We start from the raw sequence: 26,998 nt of genomic DNA on the forward strand, positions 1-26,998 counted from the left end.
ATCTATCCTTATTCTCGCGCCAAAGCATCAACCGGATCAAGGCGCGCCGCATTACGCGCAGGCAGGAAGCCAAATAAAATCCCAATACCGGTGGCGCAAACAAATGCGGCAACGATTGAAGCAGTTGAATAAATCATCTCAAAGTCAGCGCCGGTCACACTCAGCAGCTGGCCTAAGCCAAAAGCGAGCGCAATACCGAGTACGCCACCGATCAGGCATAACAACACCGCTTCAATCAAAAATTGGCGCAGAATATCGCTTTGGCGCGCACCAACCGCCATACGAATACCGATTTCTTGGGTGCGTTCGGTTACCGAAACGAGCATAATATTCATCACCCCAATCCCGCCAACAATCAACGAGATTAACGCAATCGCAGAAATAAGCAGCGATAGCGTACGCGTGGTGTTAGTAATCGCCTCTCTCAAGCTATCGGCGTTTAACAGGCTGAAATCTTCTGCACCATGGCGGCGAATCAAAATGCGTTTAATCGCATCTTCTGCCATCCCACTTGCCACGCCATCAGCGATGCGCAAAGTGATGGTATTCACATGATTTTGTCCTAATAATCGGTTCATCACCGAGGTATAAGGCGCATAAACGTTCAACGAATTCGCCGAAAATTGGCTTTTATCGTCTTCAACCACCCCGACCACTGTGGCTGCCATATTTTTCAGCAAAATCACTTCACCTAGCGGATCTTTCTCTCTGAACAAACGCTTCGCGCCGGTTTGATCAATCACTGCTACCGCTGCGTAGCGCTCAATGTCACGAGAGTTAAACGAACGCCCACGAACGATTTTTCGGTTTTGTACTTGAAAATATTGCGCGCCAACGCCTTCAACGCGCGCACTCAAATCGAGGTTGTTATAGCGTGAATTGGTGCTGCGTGACACATTCGGCGTCGCACTGTCGATAAAGCTTTGCTCAGCAAGCACATCCGCGTCTTCAGCGGTTAACGTGCGGATACGCCAGGCGCGACGATCGCCAAATTTTCCCGGATAAATATGGATGGTGTTACTCCCTAAATCGCTGATTTGTGAGAGCACTTGCTGTTGCGCACCTTGCCCTAACGCGACCACACTCACCACCGAGGCAATACCGATTACAATCCCAAGCATGGTTAAAAATGCGCGCAGTTTATGGCCAATAATCGCGCGCCACGCCATAGAAAAAGCGGCAAAATAGCGTGACAGCCCTAGGCGTGCTGCGCGCAGTGGCGCTTCCGGCTCGCTCGCCTTAACACCAACTTTTGCCGCACTATCGGCGATAATTTCACCGTCTTTAATTTCAATCGTGCGATCAGCGCTGGCTGCGATATGCGGATCATGGGTGACCAAGATGATGGTATGCCCTGCTTGGTGCAGCTCACGCAAAATAGCCATAACCTCCTCACCACTCTGACTATCGAGCGCACCGGTCGGCTCATCAGCAAAAATAATCTTGCCGCCGTTCATCAACGCGCGCGCAATCGAGACCCGCTGCTGTTGACCACCGGAAAGCTGGCTCGGTTTATGGTGTGTGTGCGAGGCAAGACCGAGCCGCGATAATAATTCATCGGCGCGTTTTAGTCCTTGCTCGCTGCTCACCCCGGCATACACCGACGGGATCGCGACATTTTCACGCGCGCTTAAATCTGCGAGTAAATGGTAGCGTTGAAAAATAAAGCCAATATGTTCACGGCGAAGGCGTGCACGCGCCTCTGAGCTTAAATTGGCAGTATTATCGCCATCAAGCCAATATTCCCCGGCTGAGGGTCGGTCCAAGCAGCCGAGAATATTCATCAACGTCGATTTGCCCGACCCTGACGCACCGATAATCGCCACCATCTCCCCAGCAGCAATTTGTAGGTCAATATTGTTCAGAACCGTGACTGCCTGCTCGCCCTCACCAAAACGGCGATACAGACCACGCACCTCAATCATCGCATCAGCCATTAAAAAGGCCCACCGCGACCTAAATCGAACGCTTCACCACCACCTTCGCTGACTACCACTTCATCGCCTTCCTGCAAACCGTCGATAACTTGCACCCGAATCCCATCGTCAATCCCGGTGGTGATTGCCTGCGCTTGCGGCTTTCCATCAACCATAACTTGCACTGATGATGCGCCTTCATCACCCTCACGCACTGCAGTTAGCGGAATCAGCAGCACATTTTTAGCCTGATTGGTGATGATGTGCACATTCGCTGTCATGCCAATACGCAGCAGTTGCTCCGGATTAGCAACATCCATTTTGCCGTAGTAATACACCGCTGTTTCACTCGCCGACGTGTTATTGCTCACATGTAGCGGCGCAGGATCGATGCTTGCCAGCGTGCCATTAAAACGTTTGCTATCGCCGAGCAAAGTAAAGTACGCCGGCATGCCAGTACTCACCCGACTCACATCGGCCTCTGAAATCTCCGCTTTAACCCGCATATGATCGGTCTGCGCGATTTTCACCAGCGTTGGCACATTTTGCACCGCATTCACTGTTTGCCCTTTTTCAACCACCACCGCGATCACTGTGCCATCAATCGGCGCATTGACACTGGTATAACCAAGGTTTAATCCGGCGGTATTCACATCAATCTGGCTTTGTTGAATACCGGCTTTTGCTTGTTCTACAGCTGAGGTGGCGCTTTGTAACGCGGTGTTTGCCTGCTCGAGTACTTCTTTAGCCACCGCACCACGGGCTAATAACGCTTTTTGTCGATCGTAGTTTTGCTGAGCCTGACGCAAATTTGCCTGCGCGGTGAGCAATTCTGCTTCACGACTTTGCAACTGCGCTCGCGCAGTATTTTGGCTGTTGATTTGCGTACTGGCGTCGATTTCAGCAATACGATCCCCCGCCTTGACCTCGTCGCCGATTTCAACATACAGTGCACTGATTTCCCCAGAAACCTGCGCGCCAACATCAACCTGTTTGAGCGCTTCTAAAGAGCCGGTGGCCGAAACTTTCGCCGCGATATCGCCGCGTGTGACTTTTTCGGTCAGATAAGGCGTGACCTCTTTTGCTGCGCGCTGCTCGCTGTAATACCACCAACCCAACCCCAGCACTGCGACAATAAACAACACCACAAGCATACTTTTTTTACTGATTCCAGCTTGAAACACAAGCGATCCTTTTATGATATTCATAAGCGCTATTGTACGAACTTAACGCGTGAGAAAACGTTAAAATTGGTTACGTTTTACGCTAAGAATCCCTTAGATAAGCCTATTTTTTAATAAGCCTTAATCCTTTACGCGGTCAAATCATAGGTAGTTACAGACAAATACGCTACAATGCGCAGCCGTTTATGGCACAAACTTTTTATATTAATTAATCATGAAAGCAAATATTGAACTTTTGGCCCCTGCTGGCTCATTAAAAACCATGCGCTACGCCTTTGCCTATGGCGCAGACGCGGTATACGCGGGTGCCGCGCGCTATAGCCTGCGTATGCGTGGCAACGAATTTAACGACGAAAACTTAAAAACCGGGATTGATGAAGCCCACGCACTGGGTAAGCAATTTTTCTTAACCGTCAACACGATGCCGCATAACTATAAACTACAAACGGCGATTCGTGATTTAACGCCCGCCCTTTCGGCCAATCCTGATGCGGTGATTATGTCCGATCCCGGCTTGATTATGCTGGTTAAAGAAGCGTTCCCTGACATGCCGATTCATTTGTCTGTCCAGGCGAACACCGTCAACTGGGCAACCGTCAAATTCTGGCAGTCAGCCGGGATTTCGCGGGTTATTTTATCGCGCGAACTCTCACTCAAAGAAATCGAAGAAATTCGCCAACGTTGCCCGGATATGGAGCTCGAAGTATTCGTGCATGGCGCGCTGTGTATTGCTTATTCTGGTCGTTGTCTGCTCTCTGGCTATTTCAATAACCGCGATCCCAACCAAGGTACTTGCACCAACGCCTGCCGCTGGCAATACAATACCCACGGCAGTGAAGAAAACAGCGAAGGTGCGTTTATTCCCTCCGCCGATCAAATTTTCTCACCCGACGCGCTGCAAGGAATTACCGATAGCCGCGAGCGCCACCCTGCCGCTGACGGCGTGTACTTCCTCGAAGAAAAAGAGCGTCCGGGTGAATACATGGAAATCACTGAAGACGATCATGGCACCTACATCATGAACTCACGCGATCTGCGCGCGATTGAACACGTCGGCGAACTGGTCAAAATTGGCGTGGATTGCTTGAAGATCGAAGGCCGGACGAAATCGCATTATTACGCAGCGCGTACTGCACAGCTCTACCGCCAGGCGATTGATGATGCGCTAGCCGGACGCGACTTTAACCCGCAGCTAAATAGCAAATTGGAAGGATTGGCCAACCGTGGCTATACCGATGGCTTTTTTGTTCGTCGACAAATCAAAGCGCAACAAAACTACGAAACCGGTTCATCAAATGCGGCTACCCAGCAATTCGTTGGCGAAATCACCGCTTATGACGCCGCAACCGGTCGCGCGACGATTGAAGCGAAAAACCATTTTGCGGTCGGTGACCGTTTGGAAGTGATCAGCCCTAAAGGCAACCGTGAGATCACCCTTGATGGACTGTGGTTAGCAAAAAATGGCGAGGCAGTAAACGCCGCCAAAGGGAGCGGCTGGGTTGTTGAAGCCGAAATCGGCGAAATCGATGACTGCACCCTACTCGCACGCAACCTGTAATCTACCCTATGCAGCGCTGGCTCATTAACCGATGTATTGAGCCAGCGCTGCTTGTTGCCAACCCAATATGGTCGGCTCACCGTCGATCTCAATGAGTGGCCGTTTCATCAGCGTTGGGTACTCAGCCAATACCCGCACCACCCCGTCCTCACCTTCTGATAAAGCGTCATTAATCTGCGCTTTATGGTTGCGATAGGTCGTCGAGCGTTTATTGATTAACGCATCACCAAAGCTTTGATACCAGCGCGTATATTGCGTTTGAGTGGGCAGATCCTCGCGCACATCGCTAAAGGTGTAGCTGATGTGCGCTTTATCGAGCCATTGTCGTGTTTTACGCACCGAATCACAGCTAGAGATTCCGTAGATCGTTATATTCATGGCATATTCCTTAAAAACTATTGCTATACTACAGGGGTTATTTTGCGCTTTACAGGCTGTTTATGGACACTATACCGCTTAGCATCGTGATCATCACCCTAAACGAATCCAGCAATATTGGCCATATCTTGGATGATTTATGCGCACAAAGTCTTACGAATTTCGAAGTGGTTGTTTGTGATAGCAATAGCGACGATGATACGGTCGCGATTGCTGAAGCGTATGCTGATCGCCTGGACTTACGCACGGTAGTCATGCAACAACGCGGCACCAGCCTTGGGCGCAATACTGGCGCTGCACACGCACGCCACGAACGCCTACTGTTTTTAGATGCTGATGTGCGTCTGCGCGCAGATTTTATCGCGCAATTACACGCAGTGTTAAATAAACGTCGGCTATTGGTTGGCGCTGGACGGATGACCTCAAGCGACACCCGTTGGCTGAATCGTCTGGGTATTCGTTTATTTGACTTAGGCATGTGGCTTACCCAATGGCATTTCCCGACCTGCACTGGCGCGTGTATCGTTAGCAGCAAAACGGTGCATGAGTTTATCGGTGGTTTTGATGAACGCATTACCCTATGTGAGGATTGCGATTATGTGAAGCGCGCAAGCCAAACGTTTCGTTTTCGCATGCTGCCGGTGTTTTTTGAATTCCACCCGCGACGTCTCGATCAAGATGGGATTTTTCGCTTAGGCTGGACGTACTTCAAAGCCAATGTGATGCGCTTTTTTCGCGGCGAACTCACCGAAAACGAAATCCACTATCCTTTTGCCCACTACCAGCAAGACGATAAATCAAACGAACAAAAATCGCGGCAGACCCCTTAATGCCTGATTGGCTCGCCAGTTGGTTAAACACACCATGGCTACCCTTGTTGTTGTTTGCTGGCGCTTTTGGCGACGCATTTTTATTCACCAGCGTGTTGGTTTTTGGTGAACTGTTTTTTATCGCTTCTGGCTATGTTAGCGCACAAACACACAATTATTGGCTTCTTGGCATCGTCTGGTTAGGTGCATTTATGGGGGATGTCAGCAGTTTTGCGTTTGGCCGTCATGTTGGGGTGCGCGGGATTCGCCGCATTACCCACCGCCGCGCAAAGTGGCGCTTAAATGTGCAACGCGCTATCCGAATGTTGCGCAATAAGGGCGCGAGAACGGTGTTTTTTGCCCGCCTGCTTGGTCCTATCTCGAAAATCACCCCTTTTCTTGCCGGTGCGCTGAATATGCGCTGGCGACCTTTTTTATGCGCCAGCGGCGCAGGGGTTATGTGTGCGAGCACGCAATTTATCCTCATCGGCTGGTTACTCGCCCATGGCATCAACGCGCATGAACGAATTGTGCCGTGGATTATCGAACAGCACTATTGGTTATTGCCGGTGATTATTGTCCTCATCGGCGTTGTTATCGTCTATCGGCTTCGTCATCGTCAATCGTCATAGCTCATGTCATAATGGGCCAAAATGAAATCGGAGCGACTGATGCGTATCACAACCACACAAAATGTAACGATTGCCGAATTTGGCGCACCTTCTGTATTAACGTTTAATACTTCTGCCAGTGTGCTGGAGATTAGCGATGGGCAAGTGTTGATCGAAAATCATTTTGCCGGTGTTAACCCTGTAGATTGCAAAACCCGCGCAGGATTGGGTTGGGGCGCAAAGTATTTTGAGCCGCTATTGCCTGCCGTGATTGGTTTTGACTGCGCAGGTGTGGTTGTTGAAAGCCGTGATGACCGTTTTCAAACAGGCGATCGCGTATGCGCGCTCAGTTTTGCCGGTGGCACATACGCCCAACATGTCGCTGTTGATGGCGATTTGTTAGCGCGCGTACCAGAGTCTGTTGACTTGCGTGAAGCAGGCGCATTGCCTTGTGCTGGCACAACCGCCTACCAACTGATTAAACAAGCCAATTTACAAGGTGGTGAGCATGTAGTGATGAGCGCGCCCGCTGGTGGCGTTGGTCATCTTGCCTTGCAATTATTGCGCGACAAAAACATTCGCCTCACCTTGATTGCCTCAGCTGAAAAACGGGCATTATTGGGTGATCCCAGCGACGTTGACTGGATCGATTACCACGCACAAGACACCTTTCCAGCCTTAGAAGCCGATCTATTGCTCGATCTCGTTGGTGGAGACGCGGCGGTTCAAGCGTTAGATACCCTAAAAGCCAATGCCCGGGTAATCTGCCTGCCAAGTATCCATGTACCCCTACTCCAAGAAGCCGGCGCTGCGCGTGGCTTGCAGGTTGAAGGATTCATGGTTAAACCAAACGCTGATGATCTTGACGCGCTGGTTCAGCTACTCGCGAACAAGCAGTTGCATGTGCATATTGCCGAAACTTATCCCTTAAGTGAGGCAAGTAGCGCACACACCGCCCAAGAAAGCGGGCGAACATTTGGTAAAATTGTACTAAACACAACCCCGTAAATAGTAGAGTTAATGCCATGATTGCGAATTTATTGCTTGGATTAGGTTTTATCTTTTACACCTCAAACAATACCGTCCCTGCTGCTACTGTTGCCACTAATGCAGGCAACGAGGATTGTGCACTATTCGCCCCTTCCGAGCGGACACTTAATGCCGCAGATTTTGCGCTTGATCCCCAGGATTTAGCGGGAGTAAGTCTTGTCAATATTTGGGCGTTATGGTGCGCACCGTGTCGCGAGGAATTGCCACTGCTTGATTCACTCGCCGTCGACGATCAAATCAATATTATCGCGCTGAATCTCGGTGATGACCCACAAGCGATTGCCCAGTTTGGGTCGGATGTTCAGATTGAGCAGCTGGATTTAAGCCGATCTGCACCTGAAGATATCTTGCACACCTTAGGGGCACAGGGTTTGCCGTATAACGCCTTGTTTGTTGAAGGCAAGCTTTACGGTGTGCACAATCGAGCGATCATCGATAAAGACGCCTTACAAAGCTGCCTGCAAAGCTTTACGGACACCCCATAATGGAGCGGCGCGCGTTGCTTCGCTTCGCCGCTTTTAGCGGTATATTGGCGATCGCGCCGCGCGGCTATGCTGCTAATAAAATAGCCTACTACGAGCCAAGCCGTTATGCGTTTGTCACCGATGTACTCCACCACCGTTTTTCGGTTGCTGATATTGTTAGCGGACAAAGCGTGGGCAGCATTGCCTTACCCGCACTACCGAAAGTCTTGGCAAGCAGTAAAGACTCGCCGTATTTAGCCTTTAGCGACCGAATTGCCTCACGAGTATGGCTCTTACAGCAAAAAAGCCAGGCGATGACACACTATGACCTGCCTTCACCGGTTTATAAGCTGTTTTTCTTACCCTCTTCAACGCTGCTGGTGATCGCACTCGAAGCACAGGTCGCGCTATTAGATTACGCCAGCGGCACACTCAAGATCTTACCCGGCACGTTCCAATCGCGTTACGCGCATTTCTCCACCATCATCAGCCCAGTCAGTCAAACCCTTACCGTACTCGAAGAGCGCAGCAGCAACATCCAGCGCTGGGACATTGAGCGCGGTGACGCTTGGCAGGCGATATCCATCGGAGGCAAAGCGGGTTTTGCCCATGGTGTACCGGGATTTGCCGATGCATTAATCGCCTTTACCACCTATCAGCGCAAAGAAGTGATCTTTTACACGCCGGAGACGGAGTCCATCAAACGATTTCCGTCACCCGATAACACACGCTTTTTAGAGCCTTATCTCAGTAACGATTTATCGTTTGCGGCCTTTGCCAATTTAGGCGGCTACTTACACCTGCGCCGTTTAGGGAAACATCCCCGTGAACATAGCGTGCAACTCGATTTTACCCCACGTTATTTGCGCAGCGGTTGGCTCGATCGCTACTTAGTAATCGGTGGTGATGGCTATCTGCAAATCCGTGACGCTAAAACGCTGATAATTTTGGATACCATCGACTTAGATGGCGCAAGCATTATCAGTATATGGGTGAGTGGCGACAGCAAATACGCACTCTTTACCTACGGCGGCAGCGCAACGTTAGGCGTGTATAACCTGCAAACGCTAAGCCGAGCCCCGGATATCACGTTGCCCAGTATTATGCAGCCAAACCGCATCACAATGAACAGCACCAACAACATCTGTTTTTAATCCTAATCCGTCTTAGCACATAGCACACGCTGAAGTGGTGCTTGCTCGCTATTGCTCAGGGGATTTAATCGCTGAGCAGCCCATTATTACTAAATAAATTAGCGTAAAAAATTTTATTTGGGAAACGGTGCTCCAATCTGATAATCTAAATCTATTATAAGTATAAATAAATAAACAACCGAGGAGTTAACGATGACCTCTCTACATCTCATGCGCGCAAAAGCCGCCGAACACCCTGAGCAATTTTGGGCCCCAGTTGCCGATAGCCTGCGTTGGCAAAAACCTTATGAACAAGCGTTAGACCGCAGCAAAGCGCCGTTTTATCGCTGGTTTTGTGGTGGGGAATTTAATATTTGTGACAATGCGATTGACCGCCATGTCGATGCTGGACGCGGCGACCAATTAGCGATTATTGTTGATAGCTCGATCACCGGACGCAAAGAACAATACACCTATAACCAGCTGCTTGATGAGGTTTCACGACTCGCTGGCGTGCTCAGTAACCACGGCGTGAATAAAGGCGATCGCGTGGTGGTATATATGCCAATGCTCGAGCAAGCGCTTTTTGCGATGCTCGCTTGTGCGCGTCTTGGCGCGATTCATTCGGTCGTTTTTGGTGGTTTTTCTGCCAAAGAACTCGGTAAACGGATTGATGATGCCAAGCCAAAAATGCTCCTCACCGCTTCTTGCGGTATCGAGCCAAAAGGGATTATCGAATATATGCCGATTGTGCGTAAAGCTTTAGAACAATGTGCGCATCATGTCGATAGCACCTTGGTCTGGCAGCGCAAGCGTTGTGTTGTGACGCTTGAAAGCCGTGAATATGACTGGCGCGAAGAAGCCGCTAACGCTGATCCAGTTGGATGCACGTGGGTTCGTGGTGAAGATCCACTCTATATTCTCTACACTTCTGGCACCACCGGTAAGCCTAAAGGCGTACAACGTGGTCATGCTGATTACGCCACCGGGCTTGTCTGGTCGATGGAGAACATCTATAACATTCACGCCGGTGATGTCTTTTGGTCGGCCTCAGATGTTGGCTGGGTGGTCGGACATTCTTATATTTGCTATGCCCCACTGCTCGCTGGTGCAACCACCGTGGTTTATGAAGGTAAACCGGTGGGCACACCTGATGCGGGTGCATTTTGGCGAGTGATCGCAGATTATGGCGTAAAATCGCTTTTTACCGCACCGACCGCTATCCGCGCAATCCGCCGTGAAGACAGCCAAGGGAAACTCGTTGAACAATACGATCTGTCTAAACTTGAAAGTGTCTTCCTCGCTGGTGAACACAGCGATGCGAAAACCCTTGACTGGGTCAATGATAAACTTGGCGTACCGGTGATCGATCACTGGTGGCAAACCGAGACTGGCTGGCCAATTACCGCCTGCTTTATGGGCATTGATGATGCGCCCTACAAACCGTTTAATTCAGGGCTGGCCGTTCCTGGTCATCAAGTGTGCGCGCTCGATGATCGAGGTCATCCAGTTGGTGCGCATACCATGGGTAATATCGCGATTCGTCTGCCGATGGCGCCTGGCACTTTACAAACCTTATGGTTAAACGATGAACGCTGTGAAGAAGCGTATTTCTCGCAATATCCCGGCTATTACTTAACCGGCGATTCAGGCCATTACGACGAAGACGGCTTTTGGCACGTGATGGGCCGGATTGATGATGTGATCAACGTCGCCGGACACCGTCTATCCACCGGCGAGATGGAAGAGATTTTATCCGAGCACCCTGATGTGGCCGAAGTCGCGGTCATCGGGGTAAAAAACCGTCTTAAAGGACAAGTGCCGATTGGCTTTATCGTCAAAAAATCGACCAGTAAAAATGACAATGAAACGATTAAAGCGCAGGTCATTGAACATATGCGCGACGCACTCGGTGCGCTGGCAGTATTCAAACTGGTGACCGTTGTTGATAAACTGCCGAAAACGCGTTCGGGTAAAATTTTGCGCGCTACCATGCGCTCAATGGCCGATGATACACCGTACGATATTCCGGCGACCATCGAAGACCCCCACGCACTGGACATCATCAAAGCAGGATTGCGCGAGCTCGGCTATCCGCGCAATCAGGAGCTGGACATCAGCATCGTTGAACATCAAACCAAGGACATCTAATGCACACACCATCTGCTGGTAAACGTTTTCGTGAGGCGATTGAGCGCGAAAAACCGCTCCAAATTATGGGGGCGATCAATGCCTATAGTGCCCGTCTTGCTCAAGCTGCTGGCTATCAAGCGATTTATCTTTCTGGTGGCGGAGTGGCCGCCTGCTCGCTCGGCGTGCCGGATTTAGGGATCACCACCTTAAACGACGTCTTGATCGATGCCAAACGCATCACAGGCGTTGTTGACACCCCGCTTTTAGTCGATATCGACACTGGCTGGGGTGGCGCGTTTAATATCGCACGCGCGATTCGTGAGCTCACCCAGGCCGGCGTTGCTGCGGTGCATATGGAAGACCAAATTGGGCAGAAACGCTGCGGACATCGTCCAAATAAAGCGCTGGTCAGCACAGAAGAAATGTGTGATCGCGTAAAAGCCGCGGTTGATGCAAAAACCGACCCGGATTTTGTTTTGATGGCGCGCACCGATGCGTATAACAACGAAGGATTAGACGCCGCGATTGCGCGTGCCCAAGCCTATATTGAGGCCGGTGCAGATATGATTTTTGCCGAAGCAATGGCGAGCCTTGACGAGTATCGCCGCTTTGCTGAAGCCATCGACAAACCACTGCTTGCCAACATCACTGAGTTTGGCAAAACGCCTTTGTTTAGCCGTGATGAGTTGGCCTCGGTAGGCGTTGCGATGGTGCTTTATCCTTTATCAGCATTTCGCGCGGCAAGCCTTGCCACTGAACGCGTGTACGCAGAAATTCGCGCTCAAGGCACGCAAGAACATCTGCTTGATACGATGCAAACGCGCGACGCGCTGTATGAGCGTCTCAACTACCATGCGTTTGAGCAACAACTTGATCGCATCAACCAACAGAAATAGGAGCACACTATGAGTAACGCATCCGGATTGCGCGGCCAGGTCGCCGGCAAAACCAGTATCTGTACTGTCGGTCAATCAGGCGACGGCCTGCATTATCGCGGCTACAGCGTCGAAGACTTAGCACAACGCGCCAGCTTTGAAGAAGTCGCTTATATGCTAATCAAAGGCGAGCTACCAACGCAAAGCGAGCTCAACGCATTTCGCGCCAAAATGATCGAATACCGCGGCCTGCCTGAGCCATTAAAAGCCACCCTTGAGCAAATCCCTAAAGACACTCACCCGATGGATGTATTGCGTACTGGTTGCTCGATGCTCGGCAATCTGTATCCGGAAACGGATTTTAGTGAGCAAGAACTCGCCACCATCAGTATGCTCGCGAACTTACCGGCGATTGTCACCTATTGGTATCGCTACAGCCACGACGGCGTACGCATCGAAACCAAACTCGATGACCCGCATATCGGCGGCTATTTCCTGCATATGTTGCACGACAAAGCGCCGAATGATCTAGACGCCGAAGTGATCAACGCCTCGTTGATCCTCTATGCTGAACACGAGTTTAACGCCTCAACGTTTACCGCACGTGTGGTCGCCTCAACCTTATCCGATATTTATTCGTGTGTCACTGCAGCAATTGGCGCCCTGCGCGGCCCATTACACGGTGGCGCGAATGAAGCGGCGATGGAAATGATCGAACAATGGCGCAGCGCTGATGAAGCTGAAGCCGCTTTGCTCGACAAGCTCAGTCGCAAAGAATTGGTGATGGGCTTTGGGCACGCGGTGTATAAGGTGCAAGACCCACGCAACGCGATCATCAAGCGATACAGCAAAAAACTCGCTGAGCAGGTTAATGACGATCACCTATACGCGGTTTCTGAACGCGTGGAAGCGGTGATGAAGCGCGAGAAAAATATGTTCGCTAACGCGGACTTTTTCCACGCCTCAGCGTACACCTTTATGGGCATCCCGACCAAGCTGTTTACACCGATCTTTGTCTTCGCGCGTACCGCCGGTTGGACAGCGCATGTGATGGAGCAGCGCGCTGATAATCGGATTATCCGACCAGGTGCAGAGTATATTGGTCCGGCCGATCGCTCGTATGTGGCGATTGAAGATCGCAGCTAACAAACCACAACAATTTAAGCCTATTTTTATTTTTTGATTAATTTTTTGATTAAAGGAACCCCTATGTCTATTGGCATCAAAACCACAGAGCGCCCCGAATTTGACGACGTGTTACAAAACATCACCAACTACGTCTATGACACTGATATTAACAGCGAAGAAGCCTACCGCACCGCGCGTTACTGTGTAATGGACAGCTTAGGCTGCGCGATGCAGGCGCTCGATTACCCAGCGTGCGTTAAGTTGCTTGGCCCGGTTGTACCAGGTGCAACGCTCACTAACGGTGCACGCGTCCCTGGTACCGCGTACGAACTCGATCCGGTGATGGCGGCGTTTAATATTGGGGCGATGATTCGCTGGCTCGATTTTAACGATACGTGGCTGGCTGCTGAATGGGGACATCCATCAGATAATTTAGGTGGTATTTTAGCGGTTGCTGATTATGTCAGCCGTCGTAACATCGCTGAAAACAAAGCCCCACTCACCATGAAAGACGTGCTCACTGCGGCGATTCAAGCACACGAAATCCAGGGCATCATTGCACTGGAAAACAGCTTTAACCAAGTCGGTCTTGATCACGTTTTACTCGTACGCATTGCCTCCACCGCGGTGGTTAGCAAACTCCTCGGCCTGAGTCGTGAGGAAGCATTAAATGCGGTATCGAATGCGTGGATTGATGGCGGTGCACTGCGCACCTATCGTCACGCACCAAACACCGGTTCGCGCAAGAGTTGGGCAGCCGGTGACGCGACCAGTCGCGCGGTTCGCCTAGCGCTTATCGCACAAAGTGGTGAAATGGGCTACCCTTCAGCGCTAAGTGCGAAAAATTGGGGCTATTACGATGTGCTGTTTAAAGGCAAACCTTTCGCTTTCACCCGCGATTTTGGCAGCTATGTGATGGAGAATGTACTGTTTAAGATTTCGTTCCCGGCAGAGTTTCACGCGCAAACCGCAGTCGAATGCGCAATGACCTTGCACGAGCAGGTTAAAGACCGCTTAGATGAGATCGAACGCATTGAGCTAGAAACGCAGGAAGCTGGTTACCGCATCATCGATAAATCCGGCCCATTAGCCAACCCGGCTGATCGCGATCACTGCCTGCAGTATATGGTCGCTGTGCCGCTGATTTTCGGACGCTTAACCGCTGCTGATTACGAAGATGAAGTCGCTAACGATCCGCGCATCGATAGCTTACGCGATAAGATGACCGTCAGCGAAAATAGCACCTATTCCAAAGATTATTTGGATGCAGATAAGCGCTCGATCGCCAACAGCGTACAGGTCTTTTTTAAAGATGGCAGCGCGACAGATAAAGTGGAAGTACATTATCCGATTGGTCACCGCCGCCGTCGTGACGAAGGCATTCCGGTCTTGGAAGAAAAGTTCGCGCGCAGCATTCGCGCTAAACTCTCACAGAAAAACGCCGATGCGTTGATTGCCCTGTGTGACGATCAAGAGAAGCTTGCCAGCACACCGGTTAACGAATTTATGGCGCTGTGGGTGCGTTAAAAGCAATCAATCCTTCGAGCCGAGAGGGTTTTATCTCGGCTCGATGACTTTGACTTAAGCAAATACTACTGTTTTATTGCCATTACGCAGTACGCGATGCTCGCAATGTGAGCGTAGCGCACGCGCAAGCACCAAACGCTCAATATCATGACCAATTTCAGTCAGCTTCGCGGCGTCCATACTGTGGTTCACTCGCGCGACATCCTGCTCGATAATCGGGCCTTCATCGAGATCGGTGGTCACATAATGCGCGGTTGCGCCAATCAGCTTCACCCCTTTCGCATGCGCCTGATGATACGGTCGCGCGCCTTTGAAGCTGGGTAAAAATGAATGGTGAATATTGATCGCTCGTCCGTTTAAAAACGCGCATAAATCTGGTGAGAGGATTTGCATATAGCGCGCAAGCACGACCAGATCAACGTTGTGCGTCTCAACAGCGACTTTAAGCTTGGCTTCTTGTTCAGCACGGTTATTATCGTCTTTGCTCGTCAACGGCCAATGATAAAACGGCAAATCGTGGGCCTCACACACCGAACGAAACTTATCATGATTGCTGCCGACCGCAACAATGTCAATCGGCAACGAGCCTTCCTGCCAACGAAACAACAGATCGTTCAAGCAATGTCCTGCTTTAGAGACCATCAGCATAACGCGTGTTTTTTCAGCCAAGGCGTGCCAAGTCGCTTCCATCTGCCACTCTTTGGCAACTGCGGCCCACTGGGATTCTAAAGTTGCTAGATCCATTTTTGCGGCGCTGGCATCAACCTTGACGCGCATAAAAAATTGCTGCGACGCCTCATCGCCATATTGCGCTGAGGTCAGAATATTAATGCCGCGGGTGCTCAAAAAGCCCGATACCGCATGCACGATGCCGGGTTTATCTGGGCAAGAAAGCGTCAAAACATAGCAATACGCAGGATTCATCGTTCTTCCTTTTTCGCACAGAAGCTCGCAAGCAACGCACCACTGATGTTGTGCCAAACACTAAATAACGCACTCGGCACAGCCGCTTCAGGGGTAAAATACTTACTCGCCAGCGCCGCACCCAAACCACTATTTTGCATCCCGACTTCCACCATAATCGCGCGCTGTTGCGCGTAGCTAAAACCATTGAATCTCGCTAACAAATAGCCTAGCGCGTAACCAAGTATATTATGCAGTACAACGACTGCGAAAATCAGCAAGCCACTTTCGGCAATTTTTGTGTGCGACAGCGCAACGACAATCGCCACAATCAACACGATCGCCACCACCGAAACCAACGGCAACACATCAATCGCTGGCTGAATTTTCTCACCCAATAACCGGTGTACAATCACCCCTAGAATGATCGGCAATAAGACAATTTTTGCTACTGTGATCATCATCGATAACAATTCAATATCAATTAATTCACCGGCATAGAATTGCAGCAACAGTGGCGTTAGTAGCGGGGCAAGCACGGTTGAAAATGAGGTAATCGTCACACTCAGCGCGACATCGCCTTTAGCGAGAAAGGTAATCACATTACTTGAGGTCCCGCCAGGGCAACAGCCGACCAAGATCACCCCAAGAGCCACTGCAGGATCGAGGTTAAACACACGCACCAGAAGTAGCGCGAGTAACGGCATGATCACAAATTGCGCGGCCAAACCAACCAGCACTTGCCGCGGCCTTTTGGCAATTTCCGCAAAATCTTCCACTTTGAGGGTCAGGCCCATCCCAAACATCACCACGCCTAACGCGGGAACGATCAAACTTTTAAGCGGTGTAAAAAGATCAGGAAAGAAGAATCCTGCCAGTCCTAATAATACTGCCCACAAAGCGAATGTTCGCCCTACCCAAGCTGAAAATTGTGCCAAAGCCCGCATCCATACCTCCATATTAAAAAACAATAATGTTCAATAGTACGCATAAGCAACAATCGACGCAATACTCTAGCGCTGATCAGCATTCCGCGATACGATGAGCAGCCACAAATCAACCGCCAAACCAGCTGAAATAAACCATGCTTTCATCGCCCTCAACCATTATTTATATTCTCGATATTATTGGCGTTTTTGCCTGTAGTGTGGCGGCAAGCGTTCTTGCTAAACGTGTGCATTTAGATGCCGCCGGCGCGATTATGGTCGCCGTTGCTGGTTCGATTGGTGGCGGAACGCTGCGTGATGTGTTGATCGACCGTCATCCGCTGTTTTGGTTGAGCGATTTAACCTATTTGATTGTCATCACAGCCACCGCCTTACTGGTGCAAATCTTCTATCATCGCGTTGAGCGCCTGGATCACCCGCTACGCTGGTTTGATGCGATTGGTTTAGCCGCCTTTTCGGTTATTGGCTTTAACGCAGCGCACGACTATGGCATGAATCCAGCAATTATCGTGTTTATGGGTGTGGTAACGGCTGTTATGGGCGGGGTATTACGTGATATTATTTGTCGCAAGATACCGCTGGTGCTGCATCGTGAAATTTATATTTCTGCAGTGATTATTGGTGGTATCGTATGGTTATTGCTTGATAGCCTCAACGCCGCCGACTGGTTACGCGATTTTGCCATCATGTTATTGATTGTGCTGATTCGCATGCTGTCTTTTTACCGTGATTGGCATTTGCCTAATCTCACTCGTCACAAGGAACCCTAATGGATTATAGCCACTTCAATCCGCTTACCTATCACATCGTCTCTGTGCAGTCGCAAGTCATTTACGGCACAGTCGGCAATAATGCGGCGATGCCAACATTAGACGATTTAGGCCATCGCGCGATTGCTGTTCCGAGCGTACTGTTAAGTAACACCCCATTTTATGGCACCAACGCTGGTGGAATCATCAGCGATGAATGGTTTGCCGGCTATTTACGTGATATTGATTTGCGTGGCGCGATTGAGCCGTTACGAGCAATCATTACCGGCTATCTTGGCGCACCATCGCAAGCGCTCATCTTGAGCGACTGGATCGGCGAACAACGACAGAAACACCCCGAGATGATTGCCTGTATTGATCCCGTGATGGGCGATAGCGATAGCGGCCTATACGTTGACCCTAACCTCGCCAGTGCCTACCGTGATACGCTGATTTATGCCGCTGATATTCTTACCCCGAATCATTTTGAGGTTGAATACTTGACTGGCGGCACCCCATTAACCAGTACAAAAGCATTGGTTAACGGCGCACGCAGCCTATTACACGATCACCTACGCGCGTTGGTGGTTACCAGCGCCTGCTTAGATGACACCCCCGCTGATCAGATCAGCATTCTGATTGTCACCAAAGACAGCGTTGACTCATTCCACCATCCTCGGGTGGATTGTAACGTTAGAGGCAGCGGCGATACGTTTAATGCGGCACTCACTGCGGCCTTACTCGATGGCAAAACCTTACGCGAAGCTGCAGAACAAGCCGCCGATTATGTCATCCGAGCGATGCGCCAGACCGCTGCTGACAATTTAGGCGAATTATTACTGCCGCCTAGGGCATGATCAACCGTCGCAACCTGCTGATTCTCGCACTTTGTGCTGGATTGGCAGCTATTTTATGGCTGTTTCGCAGCGATGAACCTATAGCACAACAGCCGCCACTACCCAATAACGCGCGTATCGTCGCCCTAGGCGACTCATTAACCTATGGCTTTGGCGCGCTGCGCGGCCAAGACTATCCTGCCGTTCTCGCTGAATTATCAGAATTAGAAGTCATCAATATGGGGGTTAATGGCGATACTTCAGCAGATGTGTTGGCAAGAATAGATGCGGTGATTGCCATACATCCGGATTTGGTCTTATTGGGTGTGGGTGGTAATGACGTGTTACAGCGCGTTGATCCACAAGCCACAAAGCGCCATATAGCGCAGACTATAGAGGCTTTAGCACAGGCAGATATCGCTGTGCTTTTGATTGCCGAACCGCATTTTAGTGCGAGCAATATGATAGGGATTGCACGCGATAACCCGATCTACGCTGAGCTTGCCGCCTCACACGACCTCGCACTGTTTGCTGATCAGTGGTCACAGATTTTATCGGATGAGGCGCTTAAATCCGATGAAATCCACGCCAACGCTGATGGCTATCGTCAGTTCGCCCGTGCGCTGTATCAGTTTTTGCAAGTAGTCGGTTATCTTTAGAAGCTTAACGTTGTCCGGCACACGGTGGACTATCCGGACCTTTTTGCGCGCGAGCCTGCCACTCTTCGGGTGTATAAGTATGGAGCGCTAGCGCATGCACCTCGCCGCCACCTTGCTTTAATAACGGGTTGACGCACTGATAAACTTTTTGATGCCGACGAACCCGTGATAACCCTGAGAAATCCTCACTAACCACCGTCACTTTAAAATGCGTTTCAGCACCCGGCTGATAATGAGCGTGTTGCGCGGATTCATTAAGCACATCAAGATGCTTTGGTGATAACGCGCGCAAGGCTTCGTTGATAGCATCAGCAATCGGTGTCGGCACTACTTACGCTCGTTATACGGATTGTGTTTGTCACGGAAGCTGATACGCACCGGCGTCCCATCAAGCTGAAAATGGCGACGGAAAAATTTACTCAAATACTGCTCATAACTCGCCGGAACGTTGGTTGTTCTCGAACCATGAATAATAATATGCGGTGGATTACGCCCACCTTGGTGCGCGTATTGCAGCTTAATCGCGTAGCCATTAACCAACGGCGGTTGGTGGCGTCGATACGCGGCATTCAATGCTTCGGTGAGTTTGTTGGTCGAAAGTTCGCGCATCGCAGCGTGATAGACTTTTTTAACCGCCGGTAACAGCTGACGAATATTACTGCCATGCAGCGCAGAAATATAAAACACCTGTGCGTAATCGACAAAGCGCAGTTTACGCTCAAATTGCGTTTGCACGTCACGGCGCTGATCCTCATCGAGATGATCCCATTTGTTGATCGCGATAATCAGAGCACGCCCACGTTTTACGATCTCGCCAAGTAAATGTGCGTCCTGATCGCTGACGCCTTCGTGTGCATCGAGCAAAAGCAACACCACATTGGCGCGGTCAATCGCATCTAAACTCTTAACCACACTGAATTTTTCCACCTTATCTGAGACGCGCGCACGACGACGAATACCGGCGGTATCAATCAGGGTAAAGGTTTCACCATCACGATCGGTATAGGGAATCGCAATTGCATCACGCGTTGTCCCAGCAACCGGGCTGGCCACCAGGCGTTCTTCACCAATCAAGCGATTGAGCAAGGTCGATTTACCGGCATTAGGCCGTCCAACCACCGCTAGAGCAATCCCGCTTAATTCATGCTGCGCAAGATGCGCCTCTTCTTCATCAAGCAGAAATTGCTCTTCCGGCAAGCCATCGAGTAATTCGATAATTCGTGAACCGAGTTGACGCAAACCGCGACGATGCACTGCAGCAATCGCGAGTACATTGGCAAAGCCAAGTGCGTAAAAATCAGCAAGCAGGACATCAGGATCAGCAAAATCAGTTTTATTAACCGCAACAATCAACGGTTTCTGGCTCCGGCGTAGCTCTTGCACAATCGATTCATCCACCGCGGTCAAACCTTCGCGTGCATCAACCACCAAGACCACAACATCGGCTTCTATGACTGCTTCTCGTGCCTGCTTATCGACACGAAAATCAATATCCGCTTCTTCTTCGCGCAGCAGCCCACCAGTATCAATCACCTGTACCTGACGCCCTTCAAGATCCGCCAGACCGTAATTGCGGTCGCGGGTGAGACCTGGGGTATCGCTAACAATCGAATCACGGCTGCGCGTGAGTGCGTTAAATAGCGTGGATTTACCAACATTGGGTCGCCCGACTAAGGCCAGACGTGGTAGCCGATAACTTGGCGTGCTGAGCGTGTTCTCGCCGCCGTTCTGTTCATTGTATTCGTTCATTTAGCGCGGTGCCACCACAACCAATTTACCATCAGCAAGCTGCCAAGCAATGCCGCTGTTAAGCACAACCGGCTCGCTTAGCGCATAGGTCGATCCTATCTTATTTTGCCCGATTAAACGGCCATCACGACTATCAAACCAATGCAAATACCCTTCACCATCGATGCCACCAACGATCCCTGGTGGAATCGCCACTAATGGCGAGAGGTAACGCCCTTCTAAGGCATCATTTTGCCAACGGATGCTGCCATCATTTTGATTGAGCGCAATCACATGATCAATGTCATTGGCCAAAAATAGTCCATCCGGCGACATCGCAAAATCTTGTGCGGTCGCAGCTTGTGGTTGACGCCACAATATATTGCCGCCTTCTAAACTCACCGCAAAGGTTTCGTCTTGAAATGCTGAGGCAAACAGCGTGCTGCCGTTGATTTTCGGGGTTGCGTCCATATCCACCAGGCGCTGCACATCGTTATTTCCTGAACCAATCGCTAAACGTTCTTCCACCATCGGCATACCGCTGGCTTGGTCTAAGACCACCAAACGGCCGCTGTTGGTCGTGACAATCACCACACCACCACCGACCACCGGTGAAGCATCGCCACGCACGACCAATTTAGGTTCGCTAATGCGGTATTGCCACAGCACCACGCCATCGCTGGCACGGTAAGCAAACACAGCACCACTACTCGCACGTACTACCACCATATCATTGGTATAACTCGGCGCCGCTAATACTGATTCACCCAATGAAGCGCGCCAACGCGGCTCGCCGTTTTCTGCCGACAAGGCCAATAAATCGCCATTACGCGTTACCGCAAATAACAAACCTGGTGCTGCGGTCACACCCGCGCTGATATCGGTATCTAAATCGTATTGATAGAGTCGATCGCCACTTCTGGCATTAAAAGCGCTCAGCCTGCCATCGGCACTGATCACATATAGACGCTGTCCGTCAGTGGCAGGACGCAGGCGCAGACCACGATCCGCACCAACTTTGCCGACACTTTGTGACCAGATCACCGGACTTTGAATTTGTGTGCTGGTTTCTGGTAAAGGCTTAGGTTCAGGACGATTATCTTCACCTAAGAAAAAATTACTTGGCGAACACGCACTAATCGCCAAGGCTGAGGCTAATATCAAGAGAATTCGCGCTGTCATAAAGATTTCCTGAGTTTATTGAGTCGGAGGATTAGTGGCCGTTGCCAGCTCACCTTCAACGGCGGCCAGCTGTTGCGCTAACATCGCTGCATCACCTTGTATCGAACGATACGCTTCAGCAGCCCGTTCAAGATTGCCTTGCTGCTGGTAAATAACCGCTTCGAGTAACGCGACCTGGTTCGCGTACGCACTACCTTTGAGCGCCTGTAATTCGCTAAGCGCGGCATCGTATTGGCCATCGCGCATTTCTAAATTCGCCAGCTGCCAACGCGCGCTATCAACCACTAAAGGATCTTTGGCATTCACCGCTTCGCCTAAAAACGTTTTCGCCCGTGCTAAATCATTATTTGTCGCGGCTTCTTTAGCCATTAACAATTGGGCAAGGCCGATAGTTTGCGCAGATTGATCCATTTCAGCATAGATGCGCTGCGTCTCTTGGGCTTGGTTGGCCTCGACCGCATCACCTAACTGGTTAAGTAATGCACTTTGCTCAGAGGCTTGTTTAAGTTGCGCACTTTGCCACCATTGGTAGCCACCTACTGCCCCAACCGCTAATACCAAACCTACAATAATGCTCACGCCATAGCGTTGTAGCCATTCGCGAACCAGTTCACCGGTTTCTTCGTCTGTTCGTTCCATCATCAAGCCCTTTGTGTGTTAAGCCAAGCAACCACATCTGCCTGTGCGACTGTGTGCTGACTTCCATCGGTTAAATTCTTCATCGTTACATTGCCTTCTGCCGCTTCACCTTCACCCACAATCAAGGCAAAGTGCGCGCCACTGCGATCGGCTTTTTTCATTTGCGATTTCATGCCTTGCACTTCCGGATGAAAGACTACCCGCGCAGAAGGCACAGCTTGGCGAATCGATTGGCAAAGCGAGAGTACGGTGGTTTGTTGCGCCGACTCTAAAGCGATCGCATAGACTAAAGGCGTGGGTGGGCTAAACGGTTTGGCCTGTTCAGCCAGTGATAAAATACGGTCAATCCCAAAAGCAAAACCTGCGGCTGGCGTGGGTTTGCCGCCAAGCTGCTCAACTAAACCATCATAGCGCCCACCAGCACAGACTGTTCCTTGCGCACCCAAGGCTTGGGTGGTCCATTCAAACACGCTGTGGTTGTAATAGTCCAGGCCACGCACCAAACGTGGGTTAATCACATACGCGACGCCAAGAGCGTCGAGCATCGCACAAACATCTTTAAAATGCTGGCGACTCTCCTCGCCAAGTGCATCCTCTAACAAAGGTGCACCCTCGAGCACCGCTTGCACTTGCGCGTTCTTACTATCAAGAATCCGCAGCGGGTTAGTCTCTAAGCGACGAATGCTGTCGTCATCAAGCTGGTCCTTATGCTGCGTTAGATACGCGACCAAATCCGCTTGATACGCGCGACGTTCATCAAGCTGACCAATGCTGTTAATTTCTAAGCTGACTTGTTCGCGAACCCCTAAGCGAGAAAACAGCGCATCGCCGATCAACATTAATTCCACATCTAAGGCAGGCGAGGCATAACCAAACGCTTCCACACTGATTTGCGTAAATTGACGATAGCGGTCTTTTTGCGGGCGCTCATAGCGAAACATCGGCCCTTCGACAAACAGACGCTGTGGCTGTTGTAACAGTCCTTCTTGGATCATCGCGCGCACAACGCCTGCGGTCGCTTCCGGGCGCAGGCTCAGGCTCTCACCCTTGCGATCGGCAAAGGTATACATTTCTTTGGCCACAATATCGGTTTCTTCACCAATCGTACGCTGAAACAAAGCCGTTTTTTCGAGTAGTGGCAGTGACCATGGCTGATAGGCAAAGCCCGATAAAATCTCATGGACCAACGTACTCAACTGCGCCAGCTTTTCCGATTCTGGTGGCAAGATGGTGCGCATACCGCGCACCGATTGGATTGCAGCGCTATTACTCATTACTCACTACAACCTCAAACAAACGTGTATGCCCACCTTGACGGAAATTATCCAGCGGTCGCTCTTCGCCATTAAGCATTAAGGTCACCGCATCTGGGCGTCCAATATTCAGCGAATAGCGCGGCGAATCACTGGTTAATTCAATACTCGAACCGGGTTGGTAAATCTTTGAATGCAGGATTTCACCACCCGCATTTTTCACTTCAATCCAGTTTTCCTGGGCGGTGGTCACAACCAACGCAGGGCCGCTGGACTGCGGACTGGCTTCACCTTCAGTATCATTTAGTAGACCAATATCATCAGCACTAGAGGCGTTCTGCTCATCTAAAGACGATAAGCTCAATGTATCGTTATTTTCAAGCGTTGTCGTATCGTCTGTTACAGGTTCACCAACGCTTTCTAAGGTCAAACCCGGCGTATCATTGCCTGAATTTTGCCCTTCCTGTTCACTGGCAATTTCCAAGACAATCCCTGAGGTTTCTTCATCACTGGCACCTTCTCCATTATTTACTGGATCTTCTTGAGTCGCAAAAGCACCTTGAATTTGTTTAATCAGCCACGACTGGTCGTTAAATAACTGCGTCATGAGCACACCACCAAGGATAAGCAATAACCCAAGCATCACCCATTGACGCGTATAAGAGCGTTTATACGGTCGTTGCTGACTCTGCACATTAACCGAGCTCAGGCGTAATTTACCCGCGTCTTGTTTGCTATCGCGCTGATTATAAGCAACCAATAATTTATCTTCTTCTAACTCGAGAAAGCGCGCGTAAATACTCAAATACCCACGCGTAAACACTGGTGCGCCGGTCGCTTCAAAATTATTCTCTTCGAGTTGCTCAATAACTACCCCACGCAAATTGGTTTGCATGGCGGCCGAGGCAATCGTGATGTCTCGTGCCTCACGTGCCTGACGTAAGATTTGTCCAATATCAAGCGCCGCTGATGACTCATCCAATGATGTCACGCTGTCTTTCATGCTTATAATCCCAATTGTTGAGCCTGTGGTGACTGCGTATAACTTGCTCGCATCACCCGCAATAAATCTTCTTCCATACGCACATCACCTACCTGTCGTGCTGCTTGAATGCCTAAATAGGCACTCTCCGCGCTATAACCGACATAGGTATGGACAATGCGCAAATAATTAAGCGCTGCCGTCGCATTACCGCGTTGCAAAGCGATTTCAGCCAGTGGCAGCAACGCGCCCGGTGCTTGACTATCAAGGGTTAACGCCTGTCGGTAAGCCCCTTCAGCACCGGTGATATTGCCACGACTGCGTTCGCAATTGCCTTGCATAATATACGATAAGGTCTGAAATTCTGCGCCCTTGCCGCGCATTTGCTGATACAGCGCTTGGCGCTCTGGATCACGGTTAAATTTGCACAAAAACGTCGCAAAATTAACAAAGCCGAGCGTGTAATCAGGATGACTGGAAATCAGCTTTTGATACGCCTGATAGCCTGAGGCGATATCACGCTTCTCTTCATAGAGCACAGCAAGCACATTCCAAGCCTCAGCCGGCTGCGAATTAATTTCAATCGCGCGCTTAAGCTTGGGCTCCGCTAAATCGTAGCGCCCCATTTGCAGGTATTGCGCTCCAAGCGCTAAATAATCCTGATAGGCTTTTTCGTAATCGGGCTTAATTCCTCCTGTCGAGGTAGTATCTAACGAACTACACCCACCAAGAAGCACCACTAGAACGCTCGCGATAAAACGGTTTGGTTTTTTCATGCAATCTCTGCCTGTTCACGACTCAGTTTCAGCGCGCGACGGCTACGGTCATTCACCTGCCCCACGAGCTGCCCACAAGCAGCATCAATATCTTCACCGCGGGTTTTGCGGATGGTTGCGATAAAGCCTGCTTTGGTTAAATAGCGTTGAAACGCCAGCATATCGCTGCGTTTTGAACATTCAAACCGTGAACCCGGGAACGGGTTAAACGGAATCAGATTGATTTTTCCAGGAATCCCTTTGAGCAGCACGGCCAATTCTTTGGCGTGTTCCAGCCGATCATTGACCCCACGCAGCATGACATATTCCCAAGTCACACCACCATGTTGCCCATTATGCGCCACATATTCCTGACACGCCTCAAGCAGCGCTGGCAGACCATAGCGTTTATTAATCGGCACAATCTCATCACGCAGCGCATCGTTAGGCGCGTGCAGTGAAACAGCCAAACTAAGGTCTGTGACCTCTTTGAGCTGTTTGATCGCCGGCACAACCCCTGAAGTGCTCAAGGTCACGCGGCGCTTAGATAAGCCAAAGCCCCAGTCGTCCATCATGATATCGGTGGCTGGAATCACATTATTGAAATTCACTAACGGCTCACCCATACCCATCAGCACCACGTTAGTGACCACGCGTTTGCCGTTATCACCGCAACCCAGCAAAGATTTAGCCAGCCAAACTTGGGCGAGAATTTCACCGCTGGTTAAATTGCGGTTAAACCCTTCGTGCGCAGTCGAGCAAAACGGGCACGCTAGCGCACAACCTGCTTGCGAGGAAATACACAGCGTGCCGCGATCATCTTCAGGAATAAACACTGTTTCAATGCTGTTGCCGCAAGGATAGCGGAACACCCATTTACGTGTGCCATCACTGGCGATTTGATCAGCGATAATTTCTGGTAGCGCACAATGCGCGCGCTCATGCAACAGCGCACGCAAAGGCTTGCTCAAATCCGTCATCTGATCAAAATCAAGCATGCGCTCATGGTATAACCATTTCATGACCTGTTTGGCACGAAACGGCTTTTCGCCAAGCGCGACGAACCATTCGGTCAGCGCCTGCCGATTGAGTCCAAAAAGATGCGTTTTGCTTGGCTGGGTGGTCATTTATTTACGTGCGCAGAGTTCGCTGTCAGTAAAGAAGTAAGCGATTTCTTGTTTGGCAGTTTCTGGCGCATCCGAGCCGTGTACCGCATTCGCATCGATGCTTTCAGCAAAATCCGCACGGATTGTGCCAGGTGCCGCTTCCTTAGGATTGGTCGCACCCATCACTTCGCGGTTTTTAGCAATTGCGCCTTCGCCTTCGAGTACCTGAATCATCACAGGTCCTGAAATCATGAATTCAACCAAATCGTTGAAAAATGGACGCTCTTTATGTACGGCATAAAAGCCTTCAGCATCGCTACGGCTTAGCTGTTTCATTTTCGCGGCAACAATCCGCAAACCTGCTTGCTCAAAACGGGTGTAAATTTGGCCAATCACATTCTTAGCCACGGCATCAGGTTTGATAATTGATAAGGTGCGTTCCATAAAAAATAGTCTCCAAGTCGTTGTTATGATAAAAACACACAATATGGTA

At 50.3% G+C, this 26,998-nt stretch carries 27 protein-coding genes; 13 read left to right on the forward strand and 14 right to left on the reverse strand.

Annotation, left to right across the window (positions count from 1 at the left end):
• Positions 1–8: 8 nt before the first annotated feature.
• Together L0B52_RS05370 and L0B52_RS05375 are read right to left on the reverse strand one after the other, a co-directional pair.
• Positions 9–1,937, reverse strand: coding sequence for a MacB family efflux pump subunit (locus tag L0B52_RS05370; RefSeq protein WP_235063712.1), 1,929 nt, complete (start codon positions 1,935–1,937; stop codon positions 9–11).
• Entirely contained in the window at positions 1,937–3,100 is a 1,164-nt protein-coding gene (locus L0B52_RS05375) for an efflux RND transporter periplasmic adaptor subunit (protein WP_235063713.1), read from the reverse strand. The genes L0B52_RS05370 and L0B52_RS05375 overlap by 1 nt, the downstream gene beginning before the upstream one ends.
• A 214-nt stretch (positions 3,101–3,314) precedes the next feature.
• Between L0B52_RS05375 and yegQ the strand changes: the two genes are divergently transcribed.
• Positions 3,315–4,658 carry a tRNA 5-hydroxyuridine modification protein YegQ gene (yegQ, locus tag L0B52_RS05380; RefSeq protein WP_235063714.1) on the forward strand — a complete coding sequence of 448 codons (1,344 nt, stop codon included), beginning with the start codon at positions 3,315–3,317 and terminating at the stop codon, positions 4,656–4,658.
• Between the two features lie 24 nt (positions 4,659–4,682).
• Here the strand turns inward: yegQ and L0B52_RS05385 are convergent, their stop codons facing one another.
• Positions 4,683–5,036, reverse strand: coding sequence for an ArsC/Spx/MgsR family protein (locus tag L0B52_RS05385; protein WP_235063715.1), 354 nt, complete (start codon positions 5,034–5,036; stop codon positions 4,683–4,685).
• A 62-nt stretch (positions 5,037–5,098) separates the two neighbouring features.
• Here L0B52_RS05385 and L0B52_RS05390 point away from each other — a divergent pair, with 62 nt between their 5' ends.
• From L0B52_RS05390 to L0B52_RS05430, 9 genes are all read left to right on the forward strand, one after another.
• A complete protein-coding gene (locus L0B52_RS05390; protein WP_235063716.1) occupies positions 5,099–5,866 on the forward strand; it encodes a glycosyltransferase in 768 nt (255 codons plus the stop codon).
• Positions 5,866–6,477, forward strand: a complete 612-nt coding sequence (locus L0B52_RS05395; protein WP_235063717.1) for a DedA family protein — start codon at positions 5,866–5,868, stop codon at positions 6,475–6,477. The genes L0B52_RS05390 and L0B52_RS05395 overlap by 1 nt, the downstream gene beginning before the upstream one ends.
• A gap of 39 nt (positions 6,478–6,516) precedes the next feature.
• Complete coding sequence (locus tag L0B52_RS05400; protein ID WP_235063718.1) at positions 6,517–7,464, forward strand: NADP-dependent oxidoreductase; 948 nt, start codon at positions 6,517–6,519, stop codon at positions 7,462–7,464.
• A gap of 17 nt (positions 7,465–7,481) precedes the next feature.
• Positions 7,482–7,991, forward strand: a complete 510-nt coding sequence (locus tag L0B52_RS05405; RefSeq protein WP_235063719.1) for a hypothetical protein — start codon at positions 7,482–7,484, stop codon at positions 7,989–7,991.
• 14 nt (positions 7,992–8,005) lie between these two features.
• Positions 8,006–9,124, forward strand: coding sequence for a WD40 repeat domain-containing protein (locus L0B52_RS05410; RefSeq protein ID WP_235063720.1), 1,119 nt, complete (start codon positions 8,006–8,008; stop codon positions 9,122–9,124).
• A 192-nt stretch (positions 9,125–9,316) separates the two neighbouring features.
• Positions 9,317–11,254 (forward strand): AMP-binding protein, encoded by a 1,938-nt coding sequence (locus tag L0B52_RS05415; RefSeq protein WP_235063721.1) that lies wholly within the window; start codon positions 9,317–9,319, stop codon positions 11,252–11,254.
• Positions 11,254–12,132 (forward strand): methylisocitrate lyase, encoded by an 879-nt coding sequence (gene prpB / locus L0B52_RS05420; RefSeq protein ID WP_235063722.1) that lies wholly within the window; start codon positions 11,254–11,256, stop codon positions 12,130–12,132. Before L0B52_RS05415 ends, prpB begins: the two co-directional genes overlap by 1 nt.
• Before the next feature lie 9 nt (positions 12,133–12,141).
• Positions 12,142–13,257 carry a 2-methylcitrate synthase gene (gene prpC, locus L0B52_RS05425; protein ID WP_235063723.1) on the forward strand — a complete coding sequence of 372 codons (1,116 nt, stop codon included), beginning with the start codon at positions 12,142–12,144 and terminating at the stop codon, positions 13,255–13,257.
• Positions 13,258–13,320: 63 nt separating this feature from the next.
• On the forward strand, positions 13,321–14,766 hold the full coding sequence (locus tag L0B52_RS05430; protein WP_235063724.1) for a bifunctional 2-methylcitrate dehydratase/aconitate hydratase: 1,446 nt from the start codon (positions 13,321–13,323) through the stop codon (positions 14,764–14,766).
• A 54-nt stretch (positions 14,767–14,820) separates the two neighbouring features.
• Here L0B52_RS05430 and purU read toward each other — a convergent pair whose 3' ends face one another.
• On the reverse strand, positions 14,821–15,690 hold the full coding sequence (gene purU / locus L0B52_RS05435) for a formyltetrahydrofolate deformylase (RefSeq protein WP_235063725.1): 870 nt from the start codon (positions 15,688–15,690) through the stop codon (positions 14,821–14,823).
• The gene (locus L0B52_RS05440) at positions 15,687–16,616 is read right to left on the reverse strand and encodes a bile acid:sodium symporter family protein (protein ID WP_235063726.1); all 930 of its coding nucleotides are present in this window, start codon (positions 16,614–16,616) and stop codon (positions 15,687–15,689) included. Before L0B52_RS05440 ends, purU begins: the two co-directional genes overlap by 4 nt.
• A gap of 137 nt (positions 16,617–16,753) precedes the next feature.
• On the opposite strand from L0B52_RS05440, the gene L0B52_RS05445 reads away from it, so the two are divergent.
• The 3 genes from L0B52_RS05445 to L0B52_RS05455 are packed head-to-tail and all read left to right on the forward strand — an operon-like array spanning position 16,754 to position 18,860.
• On the forward strand, positions 16,754–17,386 hold the full coding sequence (locus L0B52_RS05445) for a trimeric intracellular cation channel family protein (protein ID WP_235063727.1): 633 nt from the start codon (positions 16,754–16,756) through the stop codon (positions 17,384–17,386).
• On the forward strand, positions 17,386–18,222 hold the full coding sequence (gene pdxY, locus L0B52_RS05450) for a pyridoxal kinase (protein WP_235063728.1): 837 nt from the start codon (positions 17,386–17,388) through the stop codon (positions 18,220–18,222). Before L0B52_RS05445 ends, pdxY begins: the two co-directional genes overlap by 1 nt.
• Positions 18,219–18,860 carry a GDSL-type esterase/lipase family protein gene (locus L0B52_RS05455; RefSeq protein WP_235063729.1) on the forward strand — a complete coding sequence of 214 codons (642 nt, stop codon included), beginning with the start codon at positions 18,219–18,221 and terminating at the stop codon, positions 18,858–18,860. Before pdxY ends, L0B52_RS05455 begins: the two co-directional genes overlap by 4 nt.
• A gap of 4 nt (positions 18,861–18,864) precedes the next feature.
• Here L0B52_RS05455 and L0B52_RS05460 read toward each other — a convergent pair whose 3' ends face one another.
• The 9 genes from L0B52_RS05460 to ndk are packed head-to-tail and all read right to left on the reverse strand — an operon-like array spanning position 18,865 to position 26,949.
• Positions 18,865–19,188, reverse strand: a complete 324-nt coding sequence (locus L0B52_RS05460) for a BolA family transcriptional regulator (RefSeq protein WP_235063730.1) — start codon at positions 19,186–19,188, stop codon at positions 18,865–18,867.
• On the reverse strand, positions 19,188–20,609 hold the full coding sequence (gene der / locus L0B52_RS05465; protein WP_235063731.1) for a ribosome biogenesis GTPase Der: 1,422 nt from the start codon (positions 20,607–20,609) through the stop codon (positions 19,188–19,190). The genes L0B52_RS05460 and der overlap by 1 nt, the downstream gene beginning before the upstream one ends.
• The gene (bamB, locus tag L0B52_RS05470; protein WP_235063732.1) at positions 20,610–21,770 is read right to left on the reverse strand and encodes an outer membrane protein assembly factor BamB; all 1,161 of its coding nucleotides are present in this window, start codon (positions 21,768–21,770) and stop codon (positions 20,610–20,612) included.
• A gap of 15 nt (positions 21,771–21,785) precedes the next feature.
• Positions 21,786–22,412, reverse strand: coding sequence for a tetratricopeptide repeat protein (locus L0B52_RS05475; protein WP_235063733.1), 627 nt, complete (start codon positions 22,410–22,412; stop codon positions 21,786–21,788).
• The gene (gene hisS / locus L0B52_RS05480; RefSeq protein WP_235063734.1) at positions 22,412–23,683 is read right to left on the reverse strand and encodes a histidine--tRNA ligase; all 1,272 of its coding nucleotides are present in this window, start codon (positions 23,681–23,683) and stop codon (positions 22,412–22,414) included. The genes L0B52_RS05475 and hisS overlap by 1 nt, the downstream gene beginning before the upstream one ends.
• On the reverse strand, positions 23,676–24,665 hold the full coding sequence (locus L0B52_RS05485) for a RodZ domain-containing protein (protein WP_235063735.1): 990 nt from the start codon (positions 24,663–24,665) through the stop codon (positions 23,676–23,678). Before L0B52_RS05485 ends, hisS begins: the two co-directional genes overlap by 8 nt.
• Before the next feature lie 2 nt (positions 24,666–24,667).
• A complete protein-coding gene (locus tag L0B52_RS05490) occupies positions 24,668–25,420 on the reverse strand; it encodes a tetratricopeptide repeat protein (protein WP_235063736.1) in 753 nt (250 codons plus the stop codon).
• Entirely contained in the window at positions 25,417–26,526 is a 1,110-nt protein-coding gene (gene rlmN, locus L0B52_RS05495) for a 23S rRNA (adenine(2503)-C(2))-methyltransferase RlmN (RefSeq protein WP_235063737.1), read from the reverse strand. Before rlmN ends, L0B52_RS05490 begins: the two co-directional genes overlap by 4 nt.
• Complete coding sequence (gene ndk, locus L0B52_RS05500; protein WP_235063738.1) at positions 26,527–26,949, reverse strand: nucleoside-diphosphate kinase; 423 nt, start codon at positions 26,947–26,949, stop codon at positions 26,527–26,529. It lies immediately after the preceding gene.
• Between the last annotated feature and the right edge of the window lie 49 nt (positions 26,950–26,998).

The sequence above is a fragment of the Suttonella sp. R2A3 genome (assembly GCF_021513215.1).
GTDB lineage: Bacteria > Pseudomonadota > Gammaproteobacteria > Cardiobacteriales > Cardiobacteriaceae > JAHUUI01.

Coding starts and splice junctions, on each gene's coding strand:
- prpB (WP_235063722.1), top strand. CDS start 11,254: ATGCACACACCATCTGCTGGTAAACGTTTTCGTGAGGCGATTGAGCGC.
- L0B52_RS05395 (WP_235063717.1), top strand. CDS start 5,866: ATGCCTGATTGGCTCGCCAGTTGGTTAAACACACCATGGCTACCCTTG.
- L0B52_RS05485 (WP_235063735.1), bottom strand. CDS start 24,665: ATGAAAGACAGCGTGACATCATTGGATGAGTCATCAGCGGCGCTTGAT.
- L0B52_RS05390 (WP_235063716.1), top strand. CDS start 5,099: ATGGACACTATACCGCTTAGCATCGTGATCATCACCCTAAACGAATCC.
- L0B52_RS05415 (WP_235063721.1), top strand. CDS start 9,317: ATGACCTCTCTACATCTCATGCGCGCAAAAGCCGCCGAACACCCTGAG.
- pdxY (WP_235063728.1), top strand. CDS start 17,386: ATGGATTATAGCCACTTCAATCCGCTTACCTATCACATCGTCTCTGTG.
- L0B52_RS05455 (WP_235063729.1), top strand. CDS start 18,219: ATGATCAACCGTCGCAACCTGCTGATTCTCGCACTTTGTGCTGGATTG.
- L0B52_RS05490 (WP_235063736.1), bottom strand. CDS start 25,420: ATGAAAAAACCAAACCGTTTTATCGCGAGCGTTCTAGTGGTGCTTCTT.
- L0B52_RS05405 (WP_235063719.1), top strand. CDS start 7,482: ATGATTGCGAATTTATTGCTTGGATTAGGTTTTATCTTTTACACCTCA.
- L0B52_RS05440 (WP_235063726.1), bottom strand. CDS start 16,616: ATGCGGGCTTTGGCACAATTTTCAGCTTGGGTAGGGCGAACATTCGCT.
- der (WP_235063731.1), bottom strand. CDS start 20,609: ATGAACGAATACAATGAACAGAACGGCGGCGAGAACACGCTCAGCACG.
- L0B52_RS05385 (WP_235063715.1), bottom strand. CDS start 5,036: ATGAATATAACGATCTACGGAATCTCTAGCTGTGATTCGGTGCGTAAA.
- L0B52_RS05475 (WP_235063733.1), bottom strand. CDS start 22,412: ATGATGGAACGAACAGACGAAGAAACCGGTGAACTGGTTCGCGAATGG.
- L0B52_RS05370 (WP_235063712.1), bottom strand. CDS start 1,937: ATGGCTGATGCGATGATTGAGGTGCGTGGTCTGTATCGCCGTTTTGGT.
- L0B52_RS05445 (WP_235063727.1), top strand. CDS start 16,754: ATGCTTTCATCGCCCTCAACCATTATTTATATTCTCGATATTATTGGC.
- bamB (WP_235063732.1), bottom strand. CDS start 21,770: ATGACAGCGCGAATTCTCTTGATATTAGCCTCAGCCTTGGCGATTAGT.
- rlmN (WP_235063737.1), bottom strand. CDS start 26,526: ATGACCACCCAGCCAAGCAAAACGCATCTTTTTGGACTCAATCGGCAG.
- prpC (WP_235063723.1), top strand. CDS start 12,142: ATGAGTAACGCATCCGGATTGCGCGGCCAGGTCGCCGGCAAAACCAGT.
- purU (WP_235063725.1), bottom strand. CDS start 15,690: ATGAATCCTGCGTATTGCTATGTTTTGACGCTTTCTTGCCCAGATAAA.
- hisS (WP_235063734.1), bottom strand. CDS start 23,683: ATGAGTAATAGCGCTGCAATCCAATCGGTGCGCGGTATGCGCACCATC.
- yegQ (WP_235063714.1), top strand. CDS start 3,315: ATGAAAGCAAATATTGAACTTTTGGCCCCTGCTGGCTCATTAAAAACC.
- L0B52_RS05430 (WP_235063724.1), top strand. CDS start 13,321: ATGTCTATTGGCATCAAAACCACAGAGCGCCCCGAATTTGACGACGTG.
- L0B52_RS05400 (WP_235063718.1), top strand. CDS start 6,517: ATGCGTATCACAACCACACAAAATGTAACGATTGCCGAATTTGGCGCA.
- ndk (WP_235063738.1), bottom strand. CDS start 26,949: ATGGAACGCACCTTATCAATTATCAAACCTGATGCCGTGGCTAAGAAT.